Genomic DNA, 24,042 nt, shown 5'->3' on the forward strand with positions numbered 1-24,042 from the left:
TCAGCCGGCAGACGACTGTCTGACTTGGCTTTAGGTATCATGTCGACATAGTCGATCACATGCCACGTACCCGTCTCGGCGGGGGTTCGTCCCGGGATCGACAAGGTGGTGCTCTCTCGGCCGACACGCCCCGCCTCGGAATCGATACCGACGTGTTCGAACTCCTTTCGATCGATCAAGGGCACGAGATGGCACAGCCTGAACCCAGAATCGAACGGTGGCTGAACTGCTGGCGAAATCCCTAGTTGGTCTCGACGAGACGCGCCGCGATCCGCTGTGCGCCGATGGTCGGCGCGATGTCCGGCTCGTCGGCAGCAATGACATCGATGTCGCGGTTCAGTTCCGCGCTGAGTCGCTTCTCGAACTCGTCGACGATACCGGGGATACAGGCCATGCCACCGGTGATGGCAATCGGCCGGTCCAGCGCCAGCTGATACACCTTCATGTAGTCGTTCGCCAGCTCCGGCAGGAACGTGTTCGCCAGTTCGTCGACAGCGTCGTCGAGGTACTCGTTGACCGCGTCCATCACCGAGCGCTCGATGGTGAACTCGTGTGAGCCGCCGCCGGGCTGCTGGATGATGTCAGTAAAGGGCTCGAAATCGACGAAGTCGGCGTGTTCCTCCTTGTACTCGCGGGCAGTCTGATTGTCGATATTGACACGGCCCTGCGTTTCCTCCTCGACGTAGTTGGCGATCATCCGGTCGACTTCGTTCCCGGTCACTGCTCCCGTCGTGAAAGGAGACAGCTGTTCGCCCCGTCGGTACGCGGAGGCTTCGAGGTTCGTCGACCCCATGTTGACCGCGACGAAGATTTCGTCGATAGCTTCGAGGTCGTCGCCGAAGGCCGGGATGGAGCCACACAGCGACTCCGGATAGCTCTCGACGAGTTCCAGCCCGATAGAGGAGTTTTCGATGACGTTCTGCAGGTTCTCCAGCCCAGTCGGATTGTCGATGGTCGGGATAGCGTACACGACACCGCTGTTTGCCGGGATATCGTGCTCGTCGATGATCGCCTCGAAGAAGGTTTTGGTCATCTCGGCCCGGTCAGCGTCCTCGGGGAGCCCCGACCGAAGCATATACTCGACGCGGTCCGGATACTCGCGGGCCGCTTCCTCGCCGTAGAGGATTTTCTCTTCGCCGGTCAGGGCGTCCTCGTACGTTGCCATGCACGTCAGTGTCTTGATGATTCGGTTCTCCGTGCCGTGTTCGCCCGGCAGGGCAATGACAGTCCGGGTGCTCCCGAGCTTGACCCCGACCGGAACAGCGGCAACGCCGTCTGACGACACACCGGCGTCCGATTCGGACCCGGTGTCGTCGTCCGCATCCTCGTCACTCATATGCGGTCGTCCTTGTCGACCGCCCGATATATATCCTCTCCCTAGTATTCAGGACTGATAGCTGTCCTCTCAGGTAGCTGATACTGAACGCCTATCGGCATCAGGGATTTCCAGCGGAGAATTGGTGCTGAAAACAAAGCTTACGTCATCTGGGTGAGCTTTGCGACGTAGACGAGGCTCAGCATATGGTCATCGACGCTGAGCTCGTTGTCGTCGTTGGTCGCGGACTCGTCGATGCCAAGCAGGTAATCCGAGAGATCGTCCTGTACGTCTTCGGTTATCCAGTCGATGGAGCGGTAGTAATCGAGCGCTTCGTCGGCCCCCTGATACCCGGAATGCATCAGCAGGAACTCGAGCCACTCGAAGACGACGAACTCCGCGGCGTAGGTCTCGGGCAGTGCTTCGAGATAGGGTTTCTCCTGAGCGTCGCCACCGAGGAACGGCAGCAGTTCGCGGTACAGCCCGGAGCGGAACGAACTCCCCGCAAGCACCTCTTCATCGGAGTCGTCGAGCCCCATGTCGAGGTCCGTCGGGTCGGGGACGTCCTCGTCGCTCATCCCGTTCCCCCGCTGACGAGCCATCTTCCGTAACTCGTCGAGGTCGTAATCGCGCGGGTTGATGGTCATGATACTGACCCTTCAATCTACACAATCATAAATCTTGCACACCGTCAGACAGCCGTCATGCACACGCTCGCGGGTGTTTCCGTCTCGTCCGCGTTCCGTCCCCCAGTTGCGACGTTGATAATCGGGACCACATTTTTATAGTGGCTCGGAGTCGACCTGTGGATACTTAGATGATGAACCGGCAATCAGAAACCGGTCCAGCCCGCTTCTGTGTAACCAACGCGAAAGGTGGGACCGGAAAGACGACAGTTGCTATCAACGTAGCCGGTGCACTGAACGACCGCGGCCGGGACGTCCTCTTTATCGACCTCGACCCACAGGGCAACGCCACGGAAGGCGTCGGCCTCGTCGAGGCGTACGACGCCGACCCGCCGACGCTGTTCGATGCACTGACCGGCGACCCATCGGTGCTGGGTGAGCTAATCTGTGAGGGCGAGGAGATGGACGTGATCCCCTCCAGCATCGACATGCTTCAGGCCGAGCACGAACTGACCATCGCGGACCTCATCGCCCGGGTCAACACCCAAGGCGGGGATATCGATCAGGCCGCGCTGGCCTCGTTCGCGATCAACGTCACGCCGGAGATGGTCACGGGGGCACACGCGCTCGATACGCTCGACCGGGCGCTGTCGACGCTCGATGCCGAGTACGACTACGTTATCATCGACTGCCCGCCGTTCTACGGGAAGCTGACTGACACCGGGATGTACGCCGCACAGAACGTCCTCATTCCCGCACTGACAGAAGCCACCTCCGAGCGGGCCATCGAACTGCTGATGGACCAGATGGCCGCGATGGAGCGCCAGACCGACGCGTCGATCAACACGCTCGGCGTCGTCGCCAACCGCGTCGAGACCACGTCCGAAGACAAGACGATGCTTGAATGGTTCAACATGGCGTTCCCGGACAGCCCCGTCTGGGAGGTCCGCAAACGAGTGGCGCTTCAGCGCGCGTTCAGCGCCGGCCGGTCTATTTTCGCGACCGAGGAATCGTGTGACATGGCGGCTGTCTTCGAGGACATCGCCGCTGAACTCGACGAGCAGTTCGGCTTTACCGACACAGAGGTACCAGCATGAGTGACGACGAACGTATGGACAGGGCGGAGCGCATCCGACAGATGCGCGAGGGGAACAAGGCAGAAACCACCGACGACACCGAGGAAGCCGACGACGCCTCCGCGGACGGGTCCGATGAGCAATCCACAGAGACGGGCGAAATCGAGGAGACAGCAACCGAGGCAGCCGCTGTGGAGTCAGCGGCCACCGACAGCGATGACGCGGCTGACGAAGCGACCGCTGCTGCTGGACAGGCCGCCAACGACGGCGGTAGCGATACTGACTCCGACGGCAAAGCCGCTGACCAGAGTAACACCGACGCGGTGGCTGCCGCACAGCGAGCGGCAGAGGCCTCCGAACAGGTAACCACTGAGAACGTCAACGACGGTGTTGCTGACCAGTCGATGGATGACCCTTCGGCGTCGGCCAACCCGATGCAGGGTCCGACGGGCGTCGAGTTGCCGGATCAGGAACTCATCGAGGAGGCGATGGCGTCGGACAACACCGCCACGACCGAAGGTGGCGCTCGCGCCGCAGCTATCGACGACGAGTCATCACAGACCGAGGAGATGGTCCGGGTGCTTGAATTCGCGCTCGGCGACGAGTACTACTGTCTCGACATCGACTACGTCGAGGAGATCGTCAAACGCGAGACGGTCACCCGCGTCCCGAACACCGACGACTACGTCGAGGGCGTCGTCGACCTCCGGGGACAGATTACGACGATTCTCAACCCCAAGGCGATGATGGACATCGACAGCGACGGGACGGAGAACCTCATCGTCGTCTTCGACGCGGGTGTGTTCGAGGAACAGGGCGCGATGGGCTGGATCGTCGACGAGGTCCGGCAGGTCGTCCCCGTCGCCGAATCCGAAGTGAACACCGCGCCGGTCGACGGCGAGTACATCAACGGCGTCGTCGACCGCGACGGCGAAGACGAGTTCGTCATCTGGATCGAGCCCGACGACGTGCTCGGGAACGCGACGGCAGAGAACGAGGACTGACGCGCCGCTCTACAGTTGTCACAGTATTTTCACTCGTTCTCTACTTCGTCGTGGAGGTCCAGTTCCTCACTGACGAGGTCGACCGCGTTCTCGACGGCTCCCACCGTGCCCAGATAGCCCGCGCCGACGGTCGTCTTGAGCGCCAGCGCGGCCCGCCCGGTGAGGATCGAGGGGCCGACCTTCGCCACGGCGTCGTCGCCGACCGAGACGAGCCACCCCGGCACGTCGAACTGATACTGGGTGAGCCGGGGCTTGAAATCGCCGGAGCCGTTCTGCCTGTGGTCGACGAGTGTTGCGATGTTGTCGGCGGCGACGCGAGCCTCGCGGATGGCTGCCGATGCGCTTGCGGGCACGGCCTCGCCGTCGCTGTCGACCACTTTGGCCGCGTCACCGACGGCGAACGTCGACTCGCCGAGTCGGAGGTCCGCCCGGACGACGGGGCGGTCGGCGTTGAGCGCCGGCGACCCCTCGATACCGCCGGTCCAGACGAACTGGTCCATCGCCAGGTCCGAGCCGTCTTCGAGGGTGAGCGAGTCGGCGTCGGCTTCGGCCACACCGGTCCCTGTCCTGACGGTGACGCCGACATCGACCAGCGCATCGTGGACCGCCGACTGGAACGACGCCGGGAACGACGGTGCCACGTCGTCCTCCTGTTCGAGCAGTAGGACCTCGATATCGCGCCCCTCGCGCATCTCGGTCAGTTCGCCGGCCACCTGCACGCCCGACAGGCCAGCGCCGCCGACGACCACGCGGTCGCCGTCACTGAGGTCGTGGAACCGCTCGCGTATCTCGCGGGCGTCGTCGAGGCGCTTCAGCGGCGTCGCGTGCTCGCGCACGCCCGGAAGGTCGTAGAAGGCCGTTCGCGCGCCGAGACACACCGCGCCCACGTCGTAGGACAGCGTCTCGGAGCCAGAAAGCGTCGCAACGCCGGCATCCGGGTCAACATCGGTGACCGTCGCTTGTCGGATTTCGCAGTCGAGAACGGCGTCGAGATCGACTGTGATCTCCTCGGCCAGCGACGGCCGCCGGACGACCCGGTGAAGTTCGTGCTGGACGAGGTGTTCCGTTTGCTCGTCGACGACGACCAGTGAGGTGCTATCAGGGAGCGTCTGTTCGAGCTTTCTGGCGAGCGTGAGACCGGCGTATCCGGCTCCGAAAACGGCGACGCGCATTATATCGCCGTGTTAGGGTGGCGGGCGGTTAACCCTGTGCACAGCCGTGGTCGCCGACCGGCCGCTGGGCCGCTCAGAACAGCGCCTTGTCCTCGCTGAGAACCTGCGCTGGACCGCCGACATCCCAGACGCGGGTATCGACGCCGCAGTCGGCGACCGTCTCCTCGACGCGGCCGACGTACTCTTCGGTCGTGTTGATGTAGACGCTCGCACCGGTGTCGACGGAGAAGTACACTGGCACGTCCTCGCTGTTGCGGAGCTCCCGGACGGCGTTGAATATCTCGATGGTGCGTGGCTGCCAGTACACCCAGCCGGCGGGGCCGGTCATCGTCGCGGCGGCCAGCGACAGCGAGTCCTTCTCGGCGAGGTCGAAGACGGCGTCGAAATCGCCCTCGTACAGCGCGTCGCGCATGTCCGAGATCTGGCCGTGGATGTGGGCCATCCGGGACTCGAACATGTGGCTCTCGGCGGCCTCTTTGTGCGCTTCCTCGGTTTCCTTGTAGGATGGAACCATCCCAGCGACGATGCGCAGGTCGTCTTCGAGGTCCGTCTCGATGCGCTCGCTCCGGCAGTCTTTGTCGTTCATGCCCGTCCGGAGGTGGGAGAACGCACCCGTCACCGCGCGGGCGGCCGAGGAGGAGCCACGGCGCGCGACAGTCGAGATCTCGGGTCGGGTCATGTCGAGTCCGGCGGCTTCAACGAGGGCCATCGCCGCGGCGGCAAAGCCCGACGACGAGGAGCCAAAGCCGATGTTTGTCGGGAAGTTGTTCGCCGACTCGAAGCGGACGCCGTGGTCGATACCCGCGAGGTCGCGGACGTGGTCCACGACGGCGTCGATACGCTCGGCCCCGCGGCCGGTGACTTCCTCGCCGTCGATGACGTACACGTCGTCCTCGCGGTCCGGTTCGAAGGCGGCCGTCGTCTTCGAGTGGCTCGGCGCGGTACAGACGGAGATGCTGTCGTGGTACGGCAATCGCAGTTCCTCGTCGCGCATCCCGTGGTACTTGACCAGCCCCTGAATCGGATGTGCCTTCGCGGTCGCTTTCATACCTCACCCTTCCGGGCCGGTCACTTTGCTATTGCGAACCGCCGGCGCTGGTGTGGTGCCGAGTTTCTGACGACTCCCGCCGAGCAAAATCCGACAGCGTCAGTACTCGGGGTTCTCCTCGCGGACGCCCTCGCGCTTGTTGACGAGACGAGCGAGCGTGAACAGGGCGTCTGAGAGGCGATTCAGATAGATGATGGCCGTCTCGTTGACGCCGGCTTCCTCGGCGGCGAAGGAGACACAGCGGCGTTCGGCGCGGCGACAGACCGCGCGGGCGTGATGGAGCTTCGCTCCCGGCTCCGACCCTGAAGGGAGAATGAACGACTCCAGCGGGTCCAGTTCCGCGTCGGCCTCGTCGATGAGGTCTTCAAGCGTTTCGACGTGTGATTCCTGTATCTGTGGGTCGTCCTCGTCAGGGCTAGGGTTGGCGAAGTCGGCCTGAACGATGTGGAGGTGGTTCTGGATGACACGGAGCTTCTCGTCGATATCGTCGTGGCCGGTTGGCCTGACGACACCGACCAGTGCGTTCACCTCGTCGACAGTGCCGTATGCCTCGATGCGGCGACTGTCTTTCGAGACCCGCTCCATGTTCCGGAGGTCGGTCTGGCCCTGATCACCGCGACCGGTATAGATAGTCATAGCTGAATCTGGCACTGCCAGCGTCTTATAGCCGTGGGCGAATCGTTGGGGAGCGTAGGCGGCCCCGAGACTCGTCCGACTGTGGACCGTCAGCGCCGTGTTCAGAGCCGGCGGCGGACCTCAGAGAGCGCGGCCGGTGAGAGGTCCAGCTTGGCAAACAGCGCCTCGCGTTCGTCGTCATCCCCGTGGCCGGCGACGAAGCCGTTGAGCCGCGCGGCGACCGTGGAGTCGACGAACGCGTCGCCGTAGCTGTCTTCGAGTTCGTCGGCGACTACCGGCGTCGACCGGAGTTCGTATTTCTGGTGGTACTCCTCCGCCAAGTAGAACCGGTCGAGGGCTTCGATTGGCGTCTCAACGGATGTCCCCGTCCGCGATTCGAGGTCCTCGCGTGTCCGCTGGGCGACCTCGCGCTGCCGGTCGTCGTGGACCAGCACGACGCCACGGTACTGGCGCTTGTGCGGGGCCGAGAACGGGTCGTGGTTCGCCCAGACCACGTCCAGAAGCTCCCGGTAGCTCACCGCGTCGGGGTCGTACTCGACCTGAACGACCTCGGTGTGGTCGCCCAGCGAGTAGTAACTGGGGTCCGGTTCGGTCCCGCCAGCATAGCCGACTCGCGTCCTGACCACACCCGGTATCGCGCCGAAGCGGGCGTCCGGTCCCCAGAAACAGCCCATGCCGAACGTCGCTGTTGCTGTCGCCGACGGTGGCGGAGCCTCGGCATCGACGGCCAGTTCTGCGGGATGAGTCGGCTCGTACGCGCTTGGAGTCATACCCACACACAGGGGTTCGAGGGGTTTGCCTGCTTCGACCCCCCAAGTGGAACCGGGAAATTCAACTGTACCCCCACGGAAACTACGCGGTATGAGCCTCGAACTCGAACACTACTGCCCGGAATGCGAAGAGTACCGCGATTTCTGGAAGGTCGCGAGCACGACGATGCATCTGGGGACCAAGGTCAAGTGGCACTGCCCGGAGTGTGATTATGGGTTCGTCCGCATCGACGGCGAAGTCGATACCGGACAGGCGGCATAGCTCTCCGGAGCGGTATAGAGACCTCTTAGCAGCCGTTTTACACTGCCCCTGAGAGACGTCTATTACCGATGAGTCTCGACCCGGACGGTGCAGGGAGCGCGACCGCCGAGCGAGCCCAAGCTCCGCACGACCTGTCGATGACCGTGGTTGAGTACACCGGTGAGCCGGACCGCTGTACCGTGTCGCCGCGGGGGCTCTCCGGCGTCGCCAAGCTGTCGACATGGATCACCGTGGACAAGGCGGTCGTCGTCGATCTGGCTGCGATGCGGTGACCGAGAGTTTTTATCGGGGAACCACAGACCTAGAACCGATGAGTATCGAGGTCCTACTGGTAGACGAGGACGTAGACGTTCTGGAAATCGTCGGGACGTTTCTGGGACAGGAAGACGGGTTCGAGATAACAACAGAGGCCGACCCAGAGGCGGCACTGGACCTGGCAACTGACGGCGATTTCGACGCGGTCGTCAGTGACTACAAGATGCCCCGGCTTGACGGGATGGAGCTATGTGCCGCGCTCCGGGAGAACGGCGTTGACATCCCGTTCTTGTTGTTTACGGCGCGCGAGCACGACGATGTCGCAGACGCCGCCACGGAACACGGCGTCACTGCCGTGGTCCAGAAAGGGACGGGTACGGAGCAGTACGGAGTGCTCGCCGACCGGATTCGCGACACGATCTAGGCGTCGATCCGGGGCAGTTCCAGCGTGACGACTGTGCCGCCGTCCGGACCGCTCCCGAAGTCAACTGTGCCGCCGTAGGTTTCGGTTACCCAGACGACCAGCCACAGGCCGAGCCCGGTCCCGTGATGCAGTTGCGTGATCGGTTCGTCGCCGGTCACGACATCGAGTTCGTGCTGTGGAATCCCAGGGCCGTCGTCGGCGACAGTGATTGAGACGATTCGCTGGTCGGCCGCCACATCGATGCGGACAGACGGTTCGTCGCCGCCGTGTTCGAGGCTGTTCTCGAGAAGTTCACCGATAACGCGGTGTAATCGCCCGTCACCCGCTGTAACTGGCGTATCCGGGAGGTCTGTTTCGATCTTGCCGGCGTGCTCGTCGCGATACGAGGACACGATATCCCGGACAGCCGCGGGCACGTTGACCGGGTCCGTGCCGAACTGGTCGCGCCGGACGGAGCGCTCCATGTCGCGTGCACGCTCGCTCAACGACGCCATCTCCTCGGCCTTTCGCTGGAGTCTGTGGAGGATGGAGCGGTGGTGTTCGTTGTCGATTCGCTCGTCTAACGCGTCAGCCATCCCGAGGACGACAGTCAGGTCGTTCCGGAGATTGTGCCGAAGCACGCGGTTGAGCAGTTTCAGCCGGCGCTCGCGCTCGCGTTGCTCAGTGATGTCAGTGTAGATACCGAAGCCGCGGATGCTGTCACCGTCCCGGCTGTACGGCACGCCCCGGAAGAGGAAGTCACGGAACCCCGTCTCAGTCATCAATCGGAGTTCAGTCTGGAAGGGGTCGCCGTTTGCCTGTCGGTCGTCGAATCGGGGCAGGTCATCGTGAGTGGTATCCGGAAGCCGGAGGAGGTCCGAAAGGGGACTGTCGACGGCCGTGTCCTGACCGTACCCGAACACGTCAGAGAACGCGGGGTTGACCGACCTGACGACCGACTCGTCCGCCACAGTCTCCGTTTCGATGACAGCGTCGGGGAGCGTGTTGAACAGGTACGAGAACCGGTCACGCTCGTCTTTCAGCTCTGCCCGCGCCTGCTTGAGTTCGGTCAGGTCCCGGACGACGCCAACGGTGCCGCGGAACTGGTCCGCGTCGATCAACGACACCTCGATTTCCGCCGGACGCTTCTCTCCGCTGGCCGTTTCCAGCGCCGTTTCCAGCTGGACCGCGCCGGTGCCGCCCTGCTGGCAGAGGTCACCGATACGGCAGGCGAACTCGTCGATAGCGTTCTGGTCGAGCACAATGCGCGGGTGCTGGCCAAGAAGCGTCGCCCGCTCGTAGCCGAGCCACTCCGCGAGCGGTTCGGTGACCAGCTGAAATCTCCCCTCGTCGTCGAGGACGTACATCATGTCACGGACGTTCTCGACCACGGACTCGTACAGTAACAGGCTCCGTTCACGCTCGACCCGGTCGAAGGCGGCGGCCGCGTTGGATGCGAGAATCTTTCCAACAGAGACGTCCGATTCGGTGAACTCGTGGCCCCGCTGTGCACCGATACTCACGACCCCGTGGTCACCCATCGGAAGGTACATCACCGCTGTCAGAACGTCGGAGTCGTAGTTATCGACCCGCTCGAACTCGTCAACGACTAGCGGGTCGCCGCGCTGGAACGCGTCGCCGGGGAACCCCTCGTCAGCGTCGTACACCGGTCGTTCCGGGACTTTGTCGCTGGCGGCGGCCGGCCGGAGTGTGTCCGTCTCCGCGTCGTACAGCCTGACGAGCGAGTGGTCGAACCCGAGGTCCGACTCGGTCGCCTGAATAACTGTTTCGGCGACCTCCTGAGCCGTCTGGGCTTGCATGAGCGACCGGCTCGTATCCAACAGCCCGGACAGGGCCTCGTCGCGCTGTTTCTGCTCAGTAATATCCCGAATGACGCCTGCAGTCCCGTCGAATCGGCCGTCATCGTCGTACAGCAGCGTCATGTGGTCCTGTGCGGGGAACGAGTTCCCCGACGCCTGCTGAATCTCCAGCTCGAACGTTTCCTCGTCGTCTCGGTCCTCGAATATCATCTCCTGAACGATGGATTCGGCGCGCTCGACGACGCCGTCGTTCTTGATGAAGCCGGTGTAGGAGCCAAGCAGTTCCGACTCGGAGTAGCCTGTAAGGTCAGTCATCGCCTGATTGACGAACTCGAAATACCCCTCCGAGTCAAGCGCGTACACGCCATCGTCGACCGCTTCGATGATGTTCTCGTAGCGTTGGAGTTCGTCCTCGCGGTGGCGGCGTTCGAGTTCGTGGTTCACCCACTCCACGAGGACTTTCATGAACGCCTCCTCGCTCTCGGAGAACGACTCCGACCGCGGCCGCTCATCGCCGAAACAGAGCGTTCCGTACGGCTCGCCACCGACCGTGATAAGGCCACCGGCGTAGCACGCGACGCCGCTTTTCCGGTACACGTCAGCCGCGTGTCCATCCTCGGTGGTGGCATCGGTAATTGCGTAGAGGTCACCGGATTCGAGCACTTGCTGGCAGTACGTGTCTTCAAGCGGCGTCTGTGTCCCGGATTCGAGAGGGGTGTTCCCGGTGACCATCTGGATTTCGTGGACCCCGTCGTCGATACGGCTCAGATAGCCAAACGCCATGTCGAGTCGGTCCAGCCCGATTTCGATGACTCGGCCGACGGTTTCAGTTTCACTAAGTTCGTTACCGGTGGCGAGCTGTGTCAGGGCCTGCAGCGAGTCGTTGTTGGCATGCAGCGTCTGTTCGCGCTCCTTTCGCTCCGTGACGTCGGTGACAATGGCGACGAGGCGCGGGGCCTGTGCATCACGGTCCTCGACGACGCCGCTCGTCCGGAGCCATCGCGTCTCCCCGTCGACGACGGCCCGAAACTCGGCTTCGAGCCCCTCGTTGCTCTCTGCCACTCGCTCGAAGCGACCTTCGAGCGACGGGCGGTCGTCGGGATGGACGTACTCGTGGAACGCCGAGACGGTGCCCGCAAAGGCGTCCGGCGTTGTCCCGAAGAGGTCCGCAGTCGCTTCGTCCCAGCTCATCTCGTCGGTCGCTAAGTTCCACTCGTAGACGCCGGTGTTCGTTCCGTCGAGCGCGAGGTCGAGCCGACGGTTCGTCTCTTCGAGCGCTCGCTCCCGTTCCTTCCGATCGGAGATGTCCCTGAGAACGCCGGTACAGAACCACTGCCCGTCACGCTCGAAATCGCCGAACGAAACCGCGACGGTTAGCTGGTCTCCGGTAGCAGTCACGAGCGGCAGTTCGAGGTAGTCCCAGTCGACGTTCCGGTCGCCGGTCCGGCGGTACCGGTCCACTCCCTCGAAGTGAGAGTCTCGCAGATGTTCGGGAATCACTTTCGCGAAATCGTCACCGACCAGCTCCGCGCGGTCATAGCCCGTCAGCTCAGCGACCTCGTCGTTGGCGTACACGACTTCGCTGTCGGCGTCAATTGTGACGACGGCATCCGAAATACTCCCGGCAATAGCGTCGAACGAATCCGAGACCTCCGGCGGTAGCATCGTCTCTGAGGTCACTGGATCGGCGTCGTCTTCCTCTGTTGGGCCGGGGTCGGCGGCGGAGTTCGGGTCCACGCGCCGCTGGGTCACGATGTCGTACACCCGGTCGGTCAGCGCTCCTTCGCTACGAGGGACGTACTCTGTCACGTTGAGCCGTGTCGCATGGGCGGCGACCACGCCGTCGGGTTCCGTCGTACAGAGAACGACCGGGAGCGTGTCGTATTGCTCGCGTATCGACGCCAGCACGTCCAGACCGGTCTCCGCTCCCGGAAGATCATGTTCACAGATGACGGCGTCGTAGGCGCGGTCGGCCAGTTCCGACAGGGCGCCTGCCGCGGTGGTAACTGTCGTGACCGAACCTAATGCGTCAGATATGGCTGTGTCCGCGTCATCATCGGCAGGACCAACGTACAACAGATGCGGCGTGTCGGACATAGCGGTGCGTTATAACTCCTATACCGTGGGGTGGCATATACGCTCTGGCGGAAGTATCAAATGTCGAAACGTCGGGTTACGTGTCGTCGAGCGCCTGCCAAGAGAGCTGTGGGTCCCGGGCCGCAGTGACTTGGTCGATGCGTTTCGCTGCCGGCCGCGACGGCGCGTCGGCCAGCTCGGCGTCCGAGTCACCGGCCACGGCGTTGAACGCGGCCGCGAGCTGGTCGAGCGAGCGTTTGGTTTCGCTCTCCGTGGGCTCGGTCATCAGCGCCTCGTCGACGATTTCGGGCCACTTCGTCGTCGGCGGGTGGACGCCGTAGTCGAGCATCCGCTTGGCCGCGTCGGCGGCGTCCTGCTCGCCCGCGCTGGCGACGAACTCGTGGTGGAACGGGCCGAACGGCACGTCGTACTCGATTTGCTCAGCGAGGTAGTTCGCGTTCAGCACGGCCTTCGCGCTGGCGTCCCGCAGGCCCTCGTCGCCGAGTCTGGCGATATAGGCGAAGGTTTTGAGCAGTACCGGCCAGTTGCCATAGAAGCCATGGACCTTCCCAATCGAGTTGTCCGGCTCGTAGTGTTCGTAGTTACCGCCCCGTTCTCTGACGTGTGGGTTCGGGAGGAACTGGGCCAGTTCCTCGCGGACGCCGACCGGGCCGGCCCCGGGGCCGCCGCCCCCATGGGGCGTCGCAAACGTCTTGTGGACGTTGTAGTGCATCACGTCAAAGCCCATATCGCCGGGGCGAGCGCGCCCCAACAGTGCGTTGAGGTTCGCGCCGTCGTAGTACAGGAGACCGCCGGCGTCGTGGACGATATCAGCGACGTGCTCGATATCGCGCTCGAACAGTCCCAGCGTGTTGGGGTTCGTAAGCATGAGCGCGGCAGTGTCGTCGCCGACAGCCGCCTCCAGCGCCTCGATGTCGACGCGACCGTCGTCGCCACTGGGTAGTTCCACGACCTCGTAGCCGGCCATCGCCGCCGTCGCGAAGTTCGTGCCGTGGGCGGAATCCGGGATGACGACTTCGGAGCGGTCGTCGTCGTTGTGTTCGTGGTAGGCCTTCGCTATCTGGATGCCGGTGAACTCGCCGGCCGCACCGGCGGGTGGCTGCAGCGTCACCGCGTCCATCCCACCGATACGGCCGAGGTAGTCCTGCAGGCGGTGACACAGCGCCAGCGTCCCCTGAACGGTCGAATCGGGCCGAGCCGGGTGGATGGCGGCGTCGGCCCGTGCGGCCACGTCCTCGGTGAAGGAGGGGTTGTACTTCATCGTACACGAGCCAAGCGGGAACGGCCCGCTCTCGACGCCGTAGTTCATCTGCGAGAGGCGCGTGTAATGCCGGGCCAGTTCGGGCTCGGCAGGGTCGGGCAAGGAAAGCGAGTCCCGCGTCAGGTCCTCGGGCAGCGGTGAGTCCTCGATGTCGACCGTTTCGTTCGCCTTCTCCGAGAGCAGCGGCTCGTACCGGTCGTCGCTGTCGTCGGTCCAGCGGGCTTGGTCGTACTTCACGCGAGACACCTCCGTGTCGAGCGTGCAGCTCGTGGGACGTGGTTTGTCCCACGGTGGTTCGCCGAGCGCAGTGAGGCGAGTGTCATTTCGCAACCTCCCGGAACGCCGCGACAAACTCGTCTTCGGCCTCGGCGGTGGTCTCGGTCGCACACACCTGCACGAGGTGGTCATCGACCGCGTGGACCGCATACCCCTCGCTTGCGAGGTCGGAAACTATTGCACTGGCCGGCTGGTCCGTGCGGGCGAGGAACTCCCGGAAGTGGTGGCGGCCGTGGACCGGGGCTTTCACCCCGACGACATCGTCGAGACGGTCGGCGAGGTCACGGGCGCGGGTGACGCAGTCCTCGGCGAGGTCGACCAGCCCGTCCGGGCCGAGCCACGCGGCGTGCATCGCGGTCCGGAGCGCGACCCACGCCTGATTCGTACAGATGTTGGAAGTCGCCCGCTCCTTCCGGATGTGCTGCTCTCGGGTCTGGAGTGTCAGCGTGTACGCGCGACGGCCGGCGGCGTCCTCGCTGGCCCCGACCAGCCGGCCGGGGACCTGCCGCAGATACTCCTCGCGCGTGACGAACATACCGAGGCCGAAGCCGTATGCGGTGCCGGTCCCAAGGGACGCAGCGTCGCCGACGACCACGTCGGCCCCGACATCGGCTGGCCGCTCCAGCAGGGACAGCGCTATCGGGTCCGAGCCGAGACAGAACAGCGCCTCGTGGTCGTGAGCCAAGTCACCGATAGCCCCGAGGCGTTCCTCGATAACGCCCCGGACCGTCGGCGACTCGGCGTACACCATCGCGGTGTCCTCGCCGATCTGGTCGGACAGCGCCGCCACGTCGACGACGCCATCGGCCATCGGGTAGGACTCGACCGTGAGGTCCGGTCCATCGGCGTAGTTCGACAGAACGGCGCGTTTGCCGTCCCGAAGATGCTCCGGTACCAGAATCCGGTCGCCGGACACCGACCGGACTCGCTGAGAGAGCGTCGCTGCCTCGCCCAGCGCCGTCGCATCGTCGTACATCGAACAGTTGGCAACGCCGAGCCCCGTGAGTTCCACCAGCATCGACTGGAACTCGAAAAGCGCCTGAAGGAATCCCTGTGCGACCTCGGGCTGGTACTGCGTGTAGGATGTCAGGAACTCCGAGCGGCTGGCGAGGTCGTCGACGACGCTCGGGACGTAGTGGTTGTAGTGGCCGCGACCGAGGAATTCAGTAAGGTCGGCGTTGCGGCCCAGAAGGCCGGCGACTTCCCGGCGCGTCGCCCGCTCACTCCGGGCATCGATACCGAACTCGCCGTCGAAGGCGATAGCCTCGGGGACGTCGAACAGCGATTCGAGGGCATCGGCCCCGACTGCATCGAGCATCGCCGCGGTCTCTGCGGCCGTCTGCGGTGCGTACGGACTGCCTGTGGCGTGTGAATCACTATCGCTCATTGGAGAACCACCCAGTAGCGCCGGGGTGACATGATATCCGCAGCTAACGACCGTGTCCACATTAGGTTACTCCTTTCACCCCCGCGGGACCGCTGCCACCGGGGGTTACTCGATCTGGTCGCGGTACGCGGCGGGTGAGAGCAGGTCGTCGATGTCGCTCTCTTCGTCAAGTTCAACCTCAAGCATCCAGCCGTCACCGAACGGGTCCTCGTTAAGCAGTTCTGGCTCGTCACGGAGCTGATCGTTGACTGCTGTGACAGTGCCTGAGACGGGGGCGTACACGTCGGACACAGCCTTGATAGACTCCACCACGCCGAAGTCCTCGCCTGCAGTCAGTTCCGCTCCCTCGTCCGGCAGTTCGACGAACACCACGTCGCCGAGTTCGTCCTGTGCGAACTCAGTGATGCCGATCTCGGCGGTGTCGCCGGAGATGCGTACCCATTCGTGTGACTCCAGATATCGCAGGTCGTCGGGAACGTCGAAGCTCATCTATCGAGGAATGGCGTGCTCCTGGTACGTGCTTTCTTCGGTTCGCCGCGGACGAGGACGCGAACGGATTTGTCCGGTTGGGCGTACGCTGCCGGGACGTAAGCGAGCGCTATCGGCGACCCCAGCGTCGGACTCATCGTCCCGCTCGTGACGTGCCCGATAGTCTCGCCGTCTGGCGTTGTCACGTCGTACCCATGACGCGGGACGCCGCGGTCGATGAGTTCGATGCCGATGAGTTTCTCTTCAGGACCGTCGGCAGCGACGCCTTCCAGTGCGTCCCGACCGACGAACTCCGTATCGAGTTCGACAGTCCAGCCGATCCCGGCCTCATAGGGCGTTCTGGGCTCATCGACCGGATGGAACTCCTGACCGGAGAGCAGAAAGCCCATTTCTAGGCGGAGGGTGTCACGCGCGCCGAGCCCACAGGGCTGGCACTCAAGCGCGCCCCAGACCGCCTCGGCATTGTCGGGCGGACAGAGGATTTCGAAGCCGGGTTCGCCCGTGTAGCCCGTCCGGGCGATTAGCGAGTCCACGCCGGCAACAGTCCCGTCAGCCACCTCAAACCGGGACAGGGCAGAGAGCGTGACGCCCTCCGTCTCGGCCGCCAGCAGATCCGGTGCGTCAGGCCCCTGAACGGCGAGCATCGCATACTCCTCGGTCCGGTTCGTCACCGTCGCATCCAGACCTCGTTCGTCCCGCTCAGAGAGCCACCGTTCGGTCATCTCCCCATCGTGACCGGCGTTCGGGATGAACAGGAACTCATCGGCCGCGCCTTCCGGGAGCCGGTAGACGACGGTGTCGTCCAGCATGATCCCGTCTTCACCTGTGATGGCCCCGTACTGGGCCTCTCCCGGATCCAGCACGGTCACGTCGTTGGTGGTCAGTCGCTGTGTCAGCGTCGCTGCGTCCGGACCAGCCACGGTTATCTGTCCCATGTGCGAAACGTCGAACTTCCCGGCTTCGCTCCGGACTGCCTCGTGTTCTGTACGGATCGACTCGAACTCGACCGGCATCTCCCACCCGCCGAAGTCAGTGAACGAAGCGTCGGCTCGCTGGTGAACCGCAGAGAGCGGTGGTGCCCGCAGTGTCATACGCGGATATCTCGTACCGCGTGGTCTTACCGTTTGGCCCTTCACTGCCTGCGGACCGCTGATAAATCATATACGACGATATCAAATCGGCGGCTGCACTGAATGGAGCGACAGAACCGGGACAGAGAATGCAGTTGTCGGCCTTCGTTACTCACTTCGCGCCAATGGGAACGCCAGTTCGACTCGCGTTCCGCCGTCGAGGTCTTCATCAAGCGTCACAGACCCGCCAAGACGTCGGACCAGCCACGTAACCGCCCACAACCCGAGACCACGGCTATGTGCTATCGGACCCTCCGTCTCCGAAGACAGGACTCTGCGCTCTATGTCAGGGATATCAGACTTGTCGGTATCGACTCGAACTGTTGCCTGACCCGCCGGCGTTTCTTCTGCTGTAAGTGCAACGGTTGGGTCGGACACGTCGCTGTATTCCAGTGCATTCTCGAGAAGAATCTCTAGTATCAGGTCGATAGCCATCCTATCGCCCGATACCTCCGCCTCGGTGGATGCGACTTCAATGGTGAGTTCGGGATGCTGTTCTGTGAGGGCCTCCTGAACATCGGTGAGGACTTGCCGGAGATGGACTGTCCCACTTCGGAGGTCTCGCTCGATGACTCGGTCAAACGACCGTGCTCGCTCGGCCAACGAATCGAGCTCTTTCGAGGCGTTTTCGATTCTGTCGATGTGTCCTCTAGCGGCGTCAACAGAGGAATCGGACGAGGCGAGCTCTTCTTTGAGGAGTCTCGAATTGCCCCGTATCACGGTCAATTTGTTCCGGATATTGTGCCGGAGAATTCGACTCATGACCATTATCCGCTGCTCTCGCTCCTTATCTTGGGTGATATCGCGAACGATGCCTCGAAGCTTCGGTGTCCCGTCTTGAACGGTCTTTTCTGCCCGGAGTCGGAACCAGCGCTCAGTTTCCCCCGCAGTCTTGCGGCGTGCTTCTAGTTCGATTGGTTCGCCGGTTTCACGGCAGGTCTCGATAGCATCCCGAAGGGCCGCTCTATCATTTGGGTGGTACTGCTCAATGGCCTCATCGAGCGTCGGATTGTACTGTGATGTTCCATATAGACGCTTCATCCCGGTGGTTCCCTCTATCAGATCTGTTTCCAGATCGAGTTCCCACCCACCGATGTCGGCCAAGGTTTCGGTCCCGACAAGCCACTCCAGTTGCTCCTCCCGCTGTTTCATGCTCGTTGCGTCGTCTAGACCCACGATGACACGCTCGATAGTCCCGTCATCGCCCAGTATCGGCGCAGCGTTGCTCGAAAGCCACCGCTCGGTCCCATCGGCTAGCTCTATCCAGTGCTCGAATCCGAACACCGGGTCGCCGGATTCGAGCACCCGCGTAACCGGATGTTCCGAGTCGGGGATCGGGGTCCCGTCTTCGTAGAAGATATTCCACTCCGGTTGATCGTACCGCCTCTCAGTGATGGTATTGTGTTCGAGGCCGAGCAGGTCTTCGGCCCGGTCATTCGCTCGCGATATCTTGCCGGACGGCTCAACGATGACGAGACCGACCGGGCTGATTTCGAACACCCGCTCGATGAGTGCCTGCTTCTCCTCGCGCCGCTTTCGCTGCGTGATATCCTCGGCCAGCCATAGCACTCGGTCCGTGTTGCCACTGCCAACCGGCGCGACGCGCGCCTCGAAGTGCCGAACCCCGCTGTCAAGCGTTAGCTGATACTCGATTTGCTGCTGTTTGCCTGCCTGCAGAGCGTCCTCGATGACTGTGTAGAACTGATCGGCCTGTGCTGTAGAGAAGATATCCCAGAGGTCCGTCCCCAACAGTGTTTCCGGCTGTTTGAAGAACAATGCGCCGTTGTGAGCGTTATGAATGACGTCGACAAAGACGCCATCAGCATCTAGTACGACTGCTGGATCGGAAATTATCTCGCAAAGACTGTTTAGAACGTCTCGATTGTGAAGAGATTCATTACTCATGGTCCCGGATGTCGAACAGTGTTGACAGTCGCTTCTATCTGGAAATGCTATCTGTAGACTGAGGTGTGTACCCTCCTAAGTGTTGTGCAGCCGCGTTTAATATAGCGAATACTGATTTATAACGTGAAACGGCACGCATAAACGGGCTGGGCAGGGAAAGGGGCGCATGGAGCTGTTTCGTCGGATATTCGGGGAGAAAGACTCGCGCCGTCGCGTCGGACTGTTCGTTGACGGACCGAACGTGCTCAGGTCCGAGTTCGATGTCGACCTTGACGAGGTCCGCGACATTGCAGTCGAATACGGCCCGCTAGCGTTGACCCGCCTCTACGTCGACCAGAACGCCTCTCCGGGGCTCATTCAGGCTGCCGAGGCTCGCGGGTTCGAGGTCGTGACGACCAGTGGCGACGTAGACGTCCGTATGGCTGTCGACGCAACAGACGCCGTCGTTTCGGGACAGGTCGACGTGCTGGTCGTCGCCTCGCGGGACACGGATTTCAAGCCGGCGCTGGAAGTAGCCGCACGGGAAGGGGTCAAAACAGTCGCTATCGCACCGGGTGAGTACGGCCGCTCCGACGCGTTACGCAACGCGGCGGAAGACGCAGTGACGCTCTGAGACGGCTGACGCCGTGACGCCAACTGTTTTTTCGACCAGTGCCATTGGCCACATATGGATATCGACGATACGCCAGTACTGGACAACCACCTCCATCTCGACCCGGTCAACGGCCGGAACGTCGCAGCGGCCGAGGAATTCGCGTCTCAGGGCGGAACACACCTGCTAGTGCTCAACAAACCGTCTTGGCACCTCGTCGAGAGGGCGACTGACGCGGCGACGTTCCGCGAGGTGTTCGACCTCACTATCGAGGCTGCCACCGCCGCGACGGAGGTGCTGGATGGACGTGCCTGGCCTGTCCTCGGGGTCCATCCGGCGCTGATTTCGAAGCTCGTCGAGGACGGCTACACACCGCCGGAGGCGCGGGACCTCATGCAGACCGGCCTCGATGTGGCAGCGGAGTACGTCGATACCGGCGACGCGCTTGCGCTGAAATCCGGGCGACCGCACTACGACGTGGACGATGCGGTCTGGGCGGCGTCAAACGAAGTGATGTGCCATGGGTTCGAACGTGCTGCCGACGTAGGCTGTGCGATACAGCTCCACACTGAGGGCGGCGAAGACTTCGAAGAAGTGGCTGGCTGGGCCGAAGACCGTGGCCTCGACCGAACGCAGGTCGTCAAACACTACTCCGGCGGTCGACTCCGTGGCCCAGTCAAGTCCGTACTTGCAGACAAGGACGAACTTGAAATCGCCGTCGAGTCCGACGCGCCGTTCCTGATGGAGACGGACTACATCGACGACCCGGACCGCCCCGGCGCGGTGTTAGGGCCGAAAACCGTGCCGCGGCGCGTCCGCTGGCTGCTCGAAAATGGACATGAAGACGCAGTCAGAACTGCCCATGTCGAGACGCCGGCAGACGTGTACGGCATCGACACCGAGGCGACGCTGGAGCGGTAACGGCGACGGCAAAAGCGAGGAGACGCTATCCGAACTTGCCGGTGATGTAGTCCTCGACGCGCTGGCTGTCGGGATTCTCGAATATCTTGTCGGTGTCGTCGAACTCGACGAGTTCGCCGCCGGTGAGGAAGACGGCCGTCTTGTCAGAGATACGGGCGGCCTGTTGCATGTTGTGAGTGACGATGACGACCGTGTACTCTTCAGCCAGTTCCTCGATGAGGTCCTCGATTTGAGAGGTCGCGATGGGATCAAGCGCCGAGGCCGGCTCGTCCATCAGAATGACTTCGGGGTCGACGGCGATGGCGCGGGCGATACAGAGACGCTGTTGCTGGCCGCCCGAAAGGTCCAGCGCCGATCCATCAAGGCGGTCCTTGACCTCGTCCCACAGCGCCGCTTTCTTCAGGGACTGCTCGACCACCTCGTCGATGTTGTCCGTCTTGTCCTGAATACGGAGGCCGTAGGCGACGTTGTCGTAGATGCTCTTCGGGAAGGGGTTCGGATGCTGGAACACCATCCCGATCCGGCGGCGCAGGGCGACCGGGTCGACATCGGCGTCGTAGACGTTTTTCCCCTTGAAGGTGAGTTCACCATCGACGCGGGCGATGTCGATGAGATCGTTCATGCGGTTGATACACCGCAGGAACGTCGACTTGCCACAGCCCGACGGGCCGATCATGGCGGTCACCTGATTCTCCGGAATGGCCAAATCGATGTTCTGCAGGGCTTGCGTCTCGCCGTAGAATACGTCGAGACCGCGGGACTCGATGACGGTCCCCGACCCAGTCTGCTCGACCGAGCCCCGTTCGGCGTTTTCATCGAGGCCGCCCTTTCCGGGGTCAGTCGTCACGAGGGAGTCGTCGTCAGTCTCAACGTCGGTGTCACTGGCCATGTCCTGTGAAGTCATTTAGTTTGCCTCCTGTTGATATTTGTTGCGCACGAGAATCGCGACGGAGTTCATCGTCAGCATGACGATAAGCAGCGTCACGACGCCGGCTGCGACGACGCCGTACCGGAACTCGTCGCTCGGTTCGAATGCCCAAGCAAAGATCTGCATCGGCATCGCCGTGAGCTTGCCGAACAGCCCACTCGGTGGGGAAAACTTCGTCGTCGCCGCACCGATCATGATAAGCGGTGCGGTCTCGCCGATAGCTCGCCCGAGCGCGAGAATCGTCCCGGTCAGAATGCCCGGCAGCGAGCGCGGGAGGACGACGTTCCGGATCGTCTGCCACCGGGTCGCGCCCATCCCGTAGGACGCCTGCCGCAGCGAGTCCGGCACGGACCTGATCGCCTCCTGTGCGGAGATGATGACAATCGGGAGGATGAGCAGAGAGAGCGTCATCGCGGCAGTAAGCACCGTCCCGACACCGAACCCGGCGTAGGTGAACGGACCGATCTGAGACTCGATGTTCACGAAGATGCCTAGGCCCAGCAGACCGTACACCACCGACGGAACGCCGGCGAGGTTCGAGATATTCACCTTGATGACCCGCGTGACGCTCGCAATCGGGCCGGTCCCCGGCGCGTACTCTTCGAGGTAGATGGCCGCGCCGACGCCGAAGACGAACGTGAACACGCTCACCAGCACGATGAGGAATATCGAGCCGATAATAGCGGGGTACAGTCCAGCTTCCGCCGCGGTCTGGGACGGGCCGCTGGTGACGTACTGCCAGTCGAGCCACGGCGTCGGCGTCGTCGCGCCGATAGCGGCGACGACGGCTTCGCCCGCGAGGACCCCGAGACCGAGAATAGCGGGGAACGCGAACGCAGGCCACCGGTCACGGGTCCGGACCGTGTTTGCGACCGTGAACCCGACTGGGAGGCCAAACAGCACGAGACCGATAAGCCAGACCGACCGTGAAATGGCCGGGACGGTGTCGACGAGCGGGACCGCGACGATTGCCAGAACTGGCAGGCCGACGCCGATGCCCAGACTCCGTCGCCGGGAGAACTCAAGCCGTTCCGCCGACAGATACGCGGCGACGGCGGCCGCGGGGACGACGAGCGAGAGGAAGTAGACTCCGGGCGAACCCAGCAGGGCACCGATTGTGGTCAACACGCTCAGCCCCAGCGTCCCGACGACCGGGCCAATGAGCAATATCCCAAGCATCGCCAAGCCGACCCAAGTCGCCTCGCGGTTGTACTGGCCGTACACGTACAGACCGACAATCGGCCCAACAACGGTGAGGAAGTACGCAAACCACACTGGCGGACTGGCGATGATCGAGAGGATAATGACGCCCGCACCGGTCAGCAGGACGCCGGCCAGCGTCATACTGAACAGTTCGAACGCCCCCGCGATGACCTCTGGGCGGGTCCGAGCGTAGACGAAGAACGCGAGCAACGGCACGAGGAGTGTCCCCGTGTACGCGAGATACCACCGGGTACCAGCGGTCTCCAGCCCGAGCGCGTCCCAGAACACGTACGCGAGCAACACGCCGAGCGCCAGTATGCCGATAATCGAGGCGACAAACGAGATGTACTTGAAAACGATGCCCTTGATTCGGCTGACTTCGCCGAAATCAGTTTCTGTCGGTGATGTCGTGGCCATTTACTCGTAGACCTCCCGATAGCGACTCGCCACGAGGTCGCTGACGACGTTCATCGCCAGCGTGATGACGAACAGCGTGAGTCCGATAGCAAAGAGCGACTGGTAGGCGGTCGACCCGCCGGAGATGTCCCCCTGAGCGATGTTGACCATCGCGACGGTCATCGTCGCGGAACTCTCGGTAAACAGTCCGATCACGTCCGCTGGGGCCACATACGGGATACCGAAGGCCTGCTGGACCGGCGGAATGTCCGGCGGCTGGGACCCTGCGGCCAGCACGACGGCCATTGTCTCACCGATAGCCCGCGAGATAGCGAGGATGAACGACGACGCGATGCCAGAGACCGCCGCTGGAACGACGATGGTCAGTGAGACGTTGAACTTCGTCGCTCCGAGGCCGTAGCCGGCTTGGCGAAGCGAGTCCGGAACAGAACTCATCGCGTCCTCGCTGATAGAGGAGACCATCGGGATAATCATGATCCCGACGACGATAGACGCCGAAAGCCCGTTGAACAGGCCCAGTGTCCCGAATTCAGTCCCCAGTAGGCCGTTGAGTCCGGTAATCACAGTGTTCAACGCGGGCGTGACATAGACGATAGCGAAGTAGCCATACACCACAGTAGGGACGCCGGCAAGCACTTCGAGCATCGGTTTCAGTATCGACCGCGTTCGGTCGCTCGCGTACTCACTGAGGTATATTGCAGTCAGGACGCCGGTCGGGAGCGCGAGTACGCCCGCACCGATAGTAATGAGAACCGTTCCGAGAATGAGGGGCAACACGCCGAACGAAACCGGTTCGAGGTTCGGGCTGAAAGTCGTTCCAGTCAGGAACTCGAGCACTGGAACCTCGGCGAAAAACGCCGCGGCGTCCAAGACGAGCACCCCGATGATACTCACCGTCGTCAGCACCGACAGGACAGCACAGCCCGCCAGCGCGTATTTATATGCCGACTCACGGACCGACCTGAATCCTCGATTTCCCGTTAAGTCCGGTGCCTGTCCTTCGTTGCTCATCGGTGTTGTTCACTCATTCTGTATAGTCGGGAAAGCGT

23 protein-coding genes are annotated in these 24,042 nt (G+C 62.9%); 8 read left to right on the forward strand and 15 right to left on the reverse strand.

Annotated features, from left to right (window positions below; translation table 11 throughout):
* Nucleotides 1–59 precede the first annotated feature (59 nt).
* Nucleotides 60–245 (forward strand): hypothetical protein, encoded by a 186-nt coding sequence (locus Har1129_RS08180; RefSeq protein WP_151100211.1) that lies wholly within the window; start codon nt 60–62, stop codon nt 243–245.
* On the opposite strand, the gene Har1129_RS08185 is transcribed toward Har1129_RS08180, so the two are convergent.
* Both Har1129_RS08185 and Har1129_RS08190 read right to left on the reverse strand, forming a co-directional pair.
* Nucleotides 242–1,336 carry a rod shape-determining protein gene (locus Har1129_RS08185; protein WP_151100212.1) on the reverse strand — a complete coding sequence of 365 codons (1,095 nt, stop codon included), beginning with the start codon at nt 1,334–1,336 and terminating at the stop codon, nt 242–244. The genes Har1129_RS08180 and Har1129_RS08185 overlap by 4 nt on opposite strands.
* A 140-nt stretch (nt 1,337–1,476) precedes the next feature.
* Nucleotides 1,477–1,962, reverse strand: coding sequence for a FlaD/FlaE family flagellar protein (locus tag Har1129_RS08190; RefSeq protein WP_151100213.1), 486 nt, complete (start codon nt 1,960–1,962; stop codon nt 1,477–1,479).
* Between the two features lie 170 nt (nt 1,963–2,132).
* On the opposite strand from Har1129_RS08190, the gene Har1129_RS08195 reads away from it, so the two are divergent.
* Entirely contained in the window at nt 2,133–3,038 is a 906-nt protein-coding gene (locus tag Har1129_RS08195; protein WP_151100214.1) for a ParA family protein, read from the forward strand.
* Nucleotides 3,035–4,021, forward strand: coding sequence for a chemotaxis protein CheW (locus Har1129_RS08200; protein ID WP_151100215.1), 987 nt, complete (start codon nt 3,035–3,037; stop codon nt 4,019–4,021). The genes Har1129_RS08195 and Har1129_RS08200 overlap by 4 nt, the downstream gene beginning before the upstream one ends.
* 29 nt (nt 4,022–4,050) lie before the next feature.
* Here Har1129_RS08200 and Har1129_RS08205 read toward each other — a convergent pair whose 3' ends face one another.
* From Har1129_RS08205 to msrA, 4 genes are all read right to left on the reverse strand, one after another.
* Entirely contained in the window at nt 4,051–5,193 is a 1,143-nt protein-coding gene (locus tag Har1129_RS08205) for an NAD(P)/FAD-dependent oxidoreductase (protein WP_151100216.1), read from the reverse strand.
* A 73-nt stretch (nt 5,194–5,266) separates the two neighbouring features.
* A complete protein-coding gene (gene mvaD, locus Har1129_RS08210; RefSeq protein ID WP_151100217.1) occupies nt 5,267–6,241 on the reverse strand; it encodes a phosphomevalonate decarboxylase MvaD in 975 nt (324 codons plus the stop codon).
* Between the two features lie 99 nt (nt 6,242–6,340).
* Nucleotides 6,341–6,877, reverse strand: a complete 537-nt coding sequence (locus tag Har1129_RS08215; RefSeq protein ID WP_151100218.1) for a cob(I)yrinic acid a,c-diamide adenosyltransferase — start codon at nt 6,875–6,877, stop codon at nt 6,341–6,343.
* A gap of 101 nt (nt 6,878–6,978) precedes the next feature.
* Nucleotides 6,979–7,647 carry a peptide-methionine (S)-S-oxide reductase MsrA gene (gene msrA / locus Har1129_RS08220; protein WP_151100219.1) on the reverse strand — a complete coding sequence of 223 codons (669 nt, stop codon included), beginning with the start codon at nt 7,645–7,647 and terminating at the stop codon, nt 6,979–6,981.
* 91 nt (nt 7,648–7,738) lie between these two features.
* Between msrA and Har1129_RS20545 the strand changes: the two genes are divergently transcribed.
* The 3 genes from Har1129_RS20545 (at nt 7,739) to Har1129_RS08230 (ending at nt 8,588) form a co-directional block, all read left to right on the forward strand.
* Nucleotides 7,739–7,909, forward strand: a complete 171-nt coding sequence (locus Har1129_RS20545) for a hypothetical protein (protein ID WP_167768497.1) — start codon at nt 7,739–7,741, stop codon at nt 7,907–7,909.
* A 68-nt stretch (nt 7,910–7,977) separates the two neighbouring features.
* Nucleotides 7,978–8,181 carry a hypothetical protein gene (locus tag Har1129_RS08225; protein WP_151100220.1) on the forward strand — a complete coding sequence of 68 codons (204 nt, stop codon included), beginning with the start codon at nt 7,978–7,980 and terminating at the stop codon, nt 8,179–8,181.
* Nucleotides 8,182–8,219: 38 nt separating this feature from the next.
* Nucleotides 8,220–8,588: a response regulator gene (locus Har1129_RS08230; protein ID WP_151100221.1), complete on the forward strand. Its 369-nt coding sequence runs from the start codon at nt 8,220–8,222 to the stop codon at nt 8,586–8,588.
* Here Har1129_RS08230 and Har1129_RS08235 read toward each other — a convergent pair.
* The 6 genes from Har1129_RS08235 to Har1129_RS08260 all read right to left on the reverse strand — a co-directional run bounded on the left by Har1129_RS08235 (nt 8,585) and on the right by Har1129_RS08260 (nt 18,932).
* Nucleotides 8,585–12,484, reverse strand: coding sequence for a PAS domain S-box protein (locus tag Har1129_RS08235; RefSeq protein ID WP_151100222.1), 3,900 nt, complete (start codon nt 12,482–12,484; stop codon nt 8,585–8,587). The two genes, Har1129_RS08230 and Har1129_RS08235, sit on opposite strands and share 4 nt — an antisense overlap.
* 76 nt (nt 12,485–12,560) lie before the next feature.
* The gene (gcvPB, locus tag Har1129_RS08240; RefSeq protein ID WP_151100223.1) at nt 12,561–13,982 is read right to left on the reverse strand and encodes an aminomethyl-transferring glycine dehydrogenase subunit GcvPB; all 1,422 of its coding nucleotides are present in this window, start codon (nt 13,980–13,982) and stop codon (nt 12,561–12,563) included.
* Nucleotides 13,983–14,064: 82 nt separating this feature from the next.
* Nucleotides 14,065–15,408: an aminomethyl-transferring glycine dehydrogenase subunit GcvPA gene (gcvPA, locus tag Har1129_RS08245; RefSeq protein WP_151100224.1), complete on the reverse strand. Its 1,344-nt coding sequence runs from the start codon at nt 15,406–15,408 to the stop codon at nt 14,065–14,067.
* A 105-nt stretch (nt 15,409–15,513) separates the two neighbouring features.
* Entirely contained in the window at nt 15,514–15,897 is a 384-nt protein-coding gene (gcvH, locus tag Har1129_RS08250) for a glycine cleavage system protein GcvH (RefSeq protein ID WP_151100225.1), read from the reverse strand.
* On the reverse strand, nt 15,894–16,988 hold the full coding sequence (gene gcvT / locus Har1129_RS08255; protein ID WP_151100226.1) for a glycine cleavage system aminomethyltransferase GcvT: 1,095 nt from the start codon (nt 16,986–16,988) through the stop codon (nt 15,894–15,896). Before gcvT ends, gcvH begins: the two co-directional genes overlap by 4 nt.
* Nucleotides 16,989–17,135: 147 nt before the next feature.
* Nucleotides 17,136–18,932, reverse strand: a complete 1,797-nt coding sequence (locus Har1129_RS08260; protein WP_151100227.1) for a PAS domain-containing protein — start codon at nt 18,930–18,932, stop codon at nt 17,136–17,138.
* Nucleotides 18,933–19,098: 166 nt separating this feature from the next.
* On the opposite strand from Har1129_RS08260, the gene Har1129_RS08265 reads away from it, so the two are divergent.
* Nucleotides 19,099–19,545 carry an NYN domain-containing protein gene (locus Har1129_RS08265; RefSeq protein ID WP_151100228.1) on the forward strand — a complete coding sequence of 149 codons (447 nt, stop codon included), beginning with the start codon at nt 19,099–19,101 and terminating at the stop codon, nt 19,543–19,545.
* A gap of 54 nt (nt 19,546–19,599) precedes the next feature.
* A complete protein-coding gene (locus tag Har1129_RS08270) occupies nt 19,600–20,445 on the forward strand; it encodes a TatD family hydrolase (RefSeq protein WP_151100229.1) in 846 nt (281 codons plus the stop codon).
* A 25-nt stretch (nt 20,446–20,470) separates the two neighbouring features.
* Here the strand turns inward: Har1129_RS08270 and pstB are convergent, their stop codons facing one another.
* From pstB to pstC, 3 genes are read right to left on the reverse strand one after another with little or no spacing between them, the layout of a single operon-like run.
* Nucleotides 20,471–21,349, reverse strand: a complete 879-nt coding sequence (gene pstB / locus Har1129_RS08275) for a phosphate ABC transporter ATP-binding protein PstB (protein WP_151100230.1) — start codon at nt 21,347–21,349, stop codon at nt 20,471–20,473.
* Nucleotides 21,350–22,993, reverse strand: a complete 1,644-nt coding sequence (gene pstA, locus Har1129_RS08280; RefSeq protein ID WP_151100231.1) for a phosphate ABC transporter permease PstA — start codon at nt 22,991–22,993, stop codon at nt 21,350–21,352.
* The gene (pstC, locus tag Har1129_RS08285; RefSeq protein ID WP_151100232.1) at nt 22,994–24,004 is read right to left on the reverse strand and encodes a phosphate ABC transporter permease subunit PstC; all 1,011 of its coding nucleotides are present in this window, start codon (nt 24,002–24,004) and stop codon (nt 22,994–22,996) included. It abuts the gene before it with no gap.
* Nucleotides 24,005–24,042 lie beyond the last annotated feature (38 nt).

It is taken from the genome of Haloarcula sp. CBA1129 (assembly GCF_008729015.1).
GTDB lineage: Archaea > Halobacteriota > Halobacteria > Halobacteriales > Haloarculaceae > Haloarcula.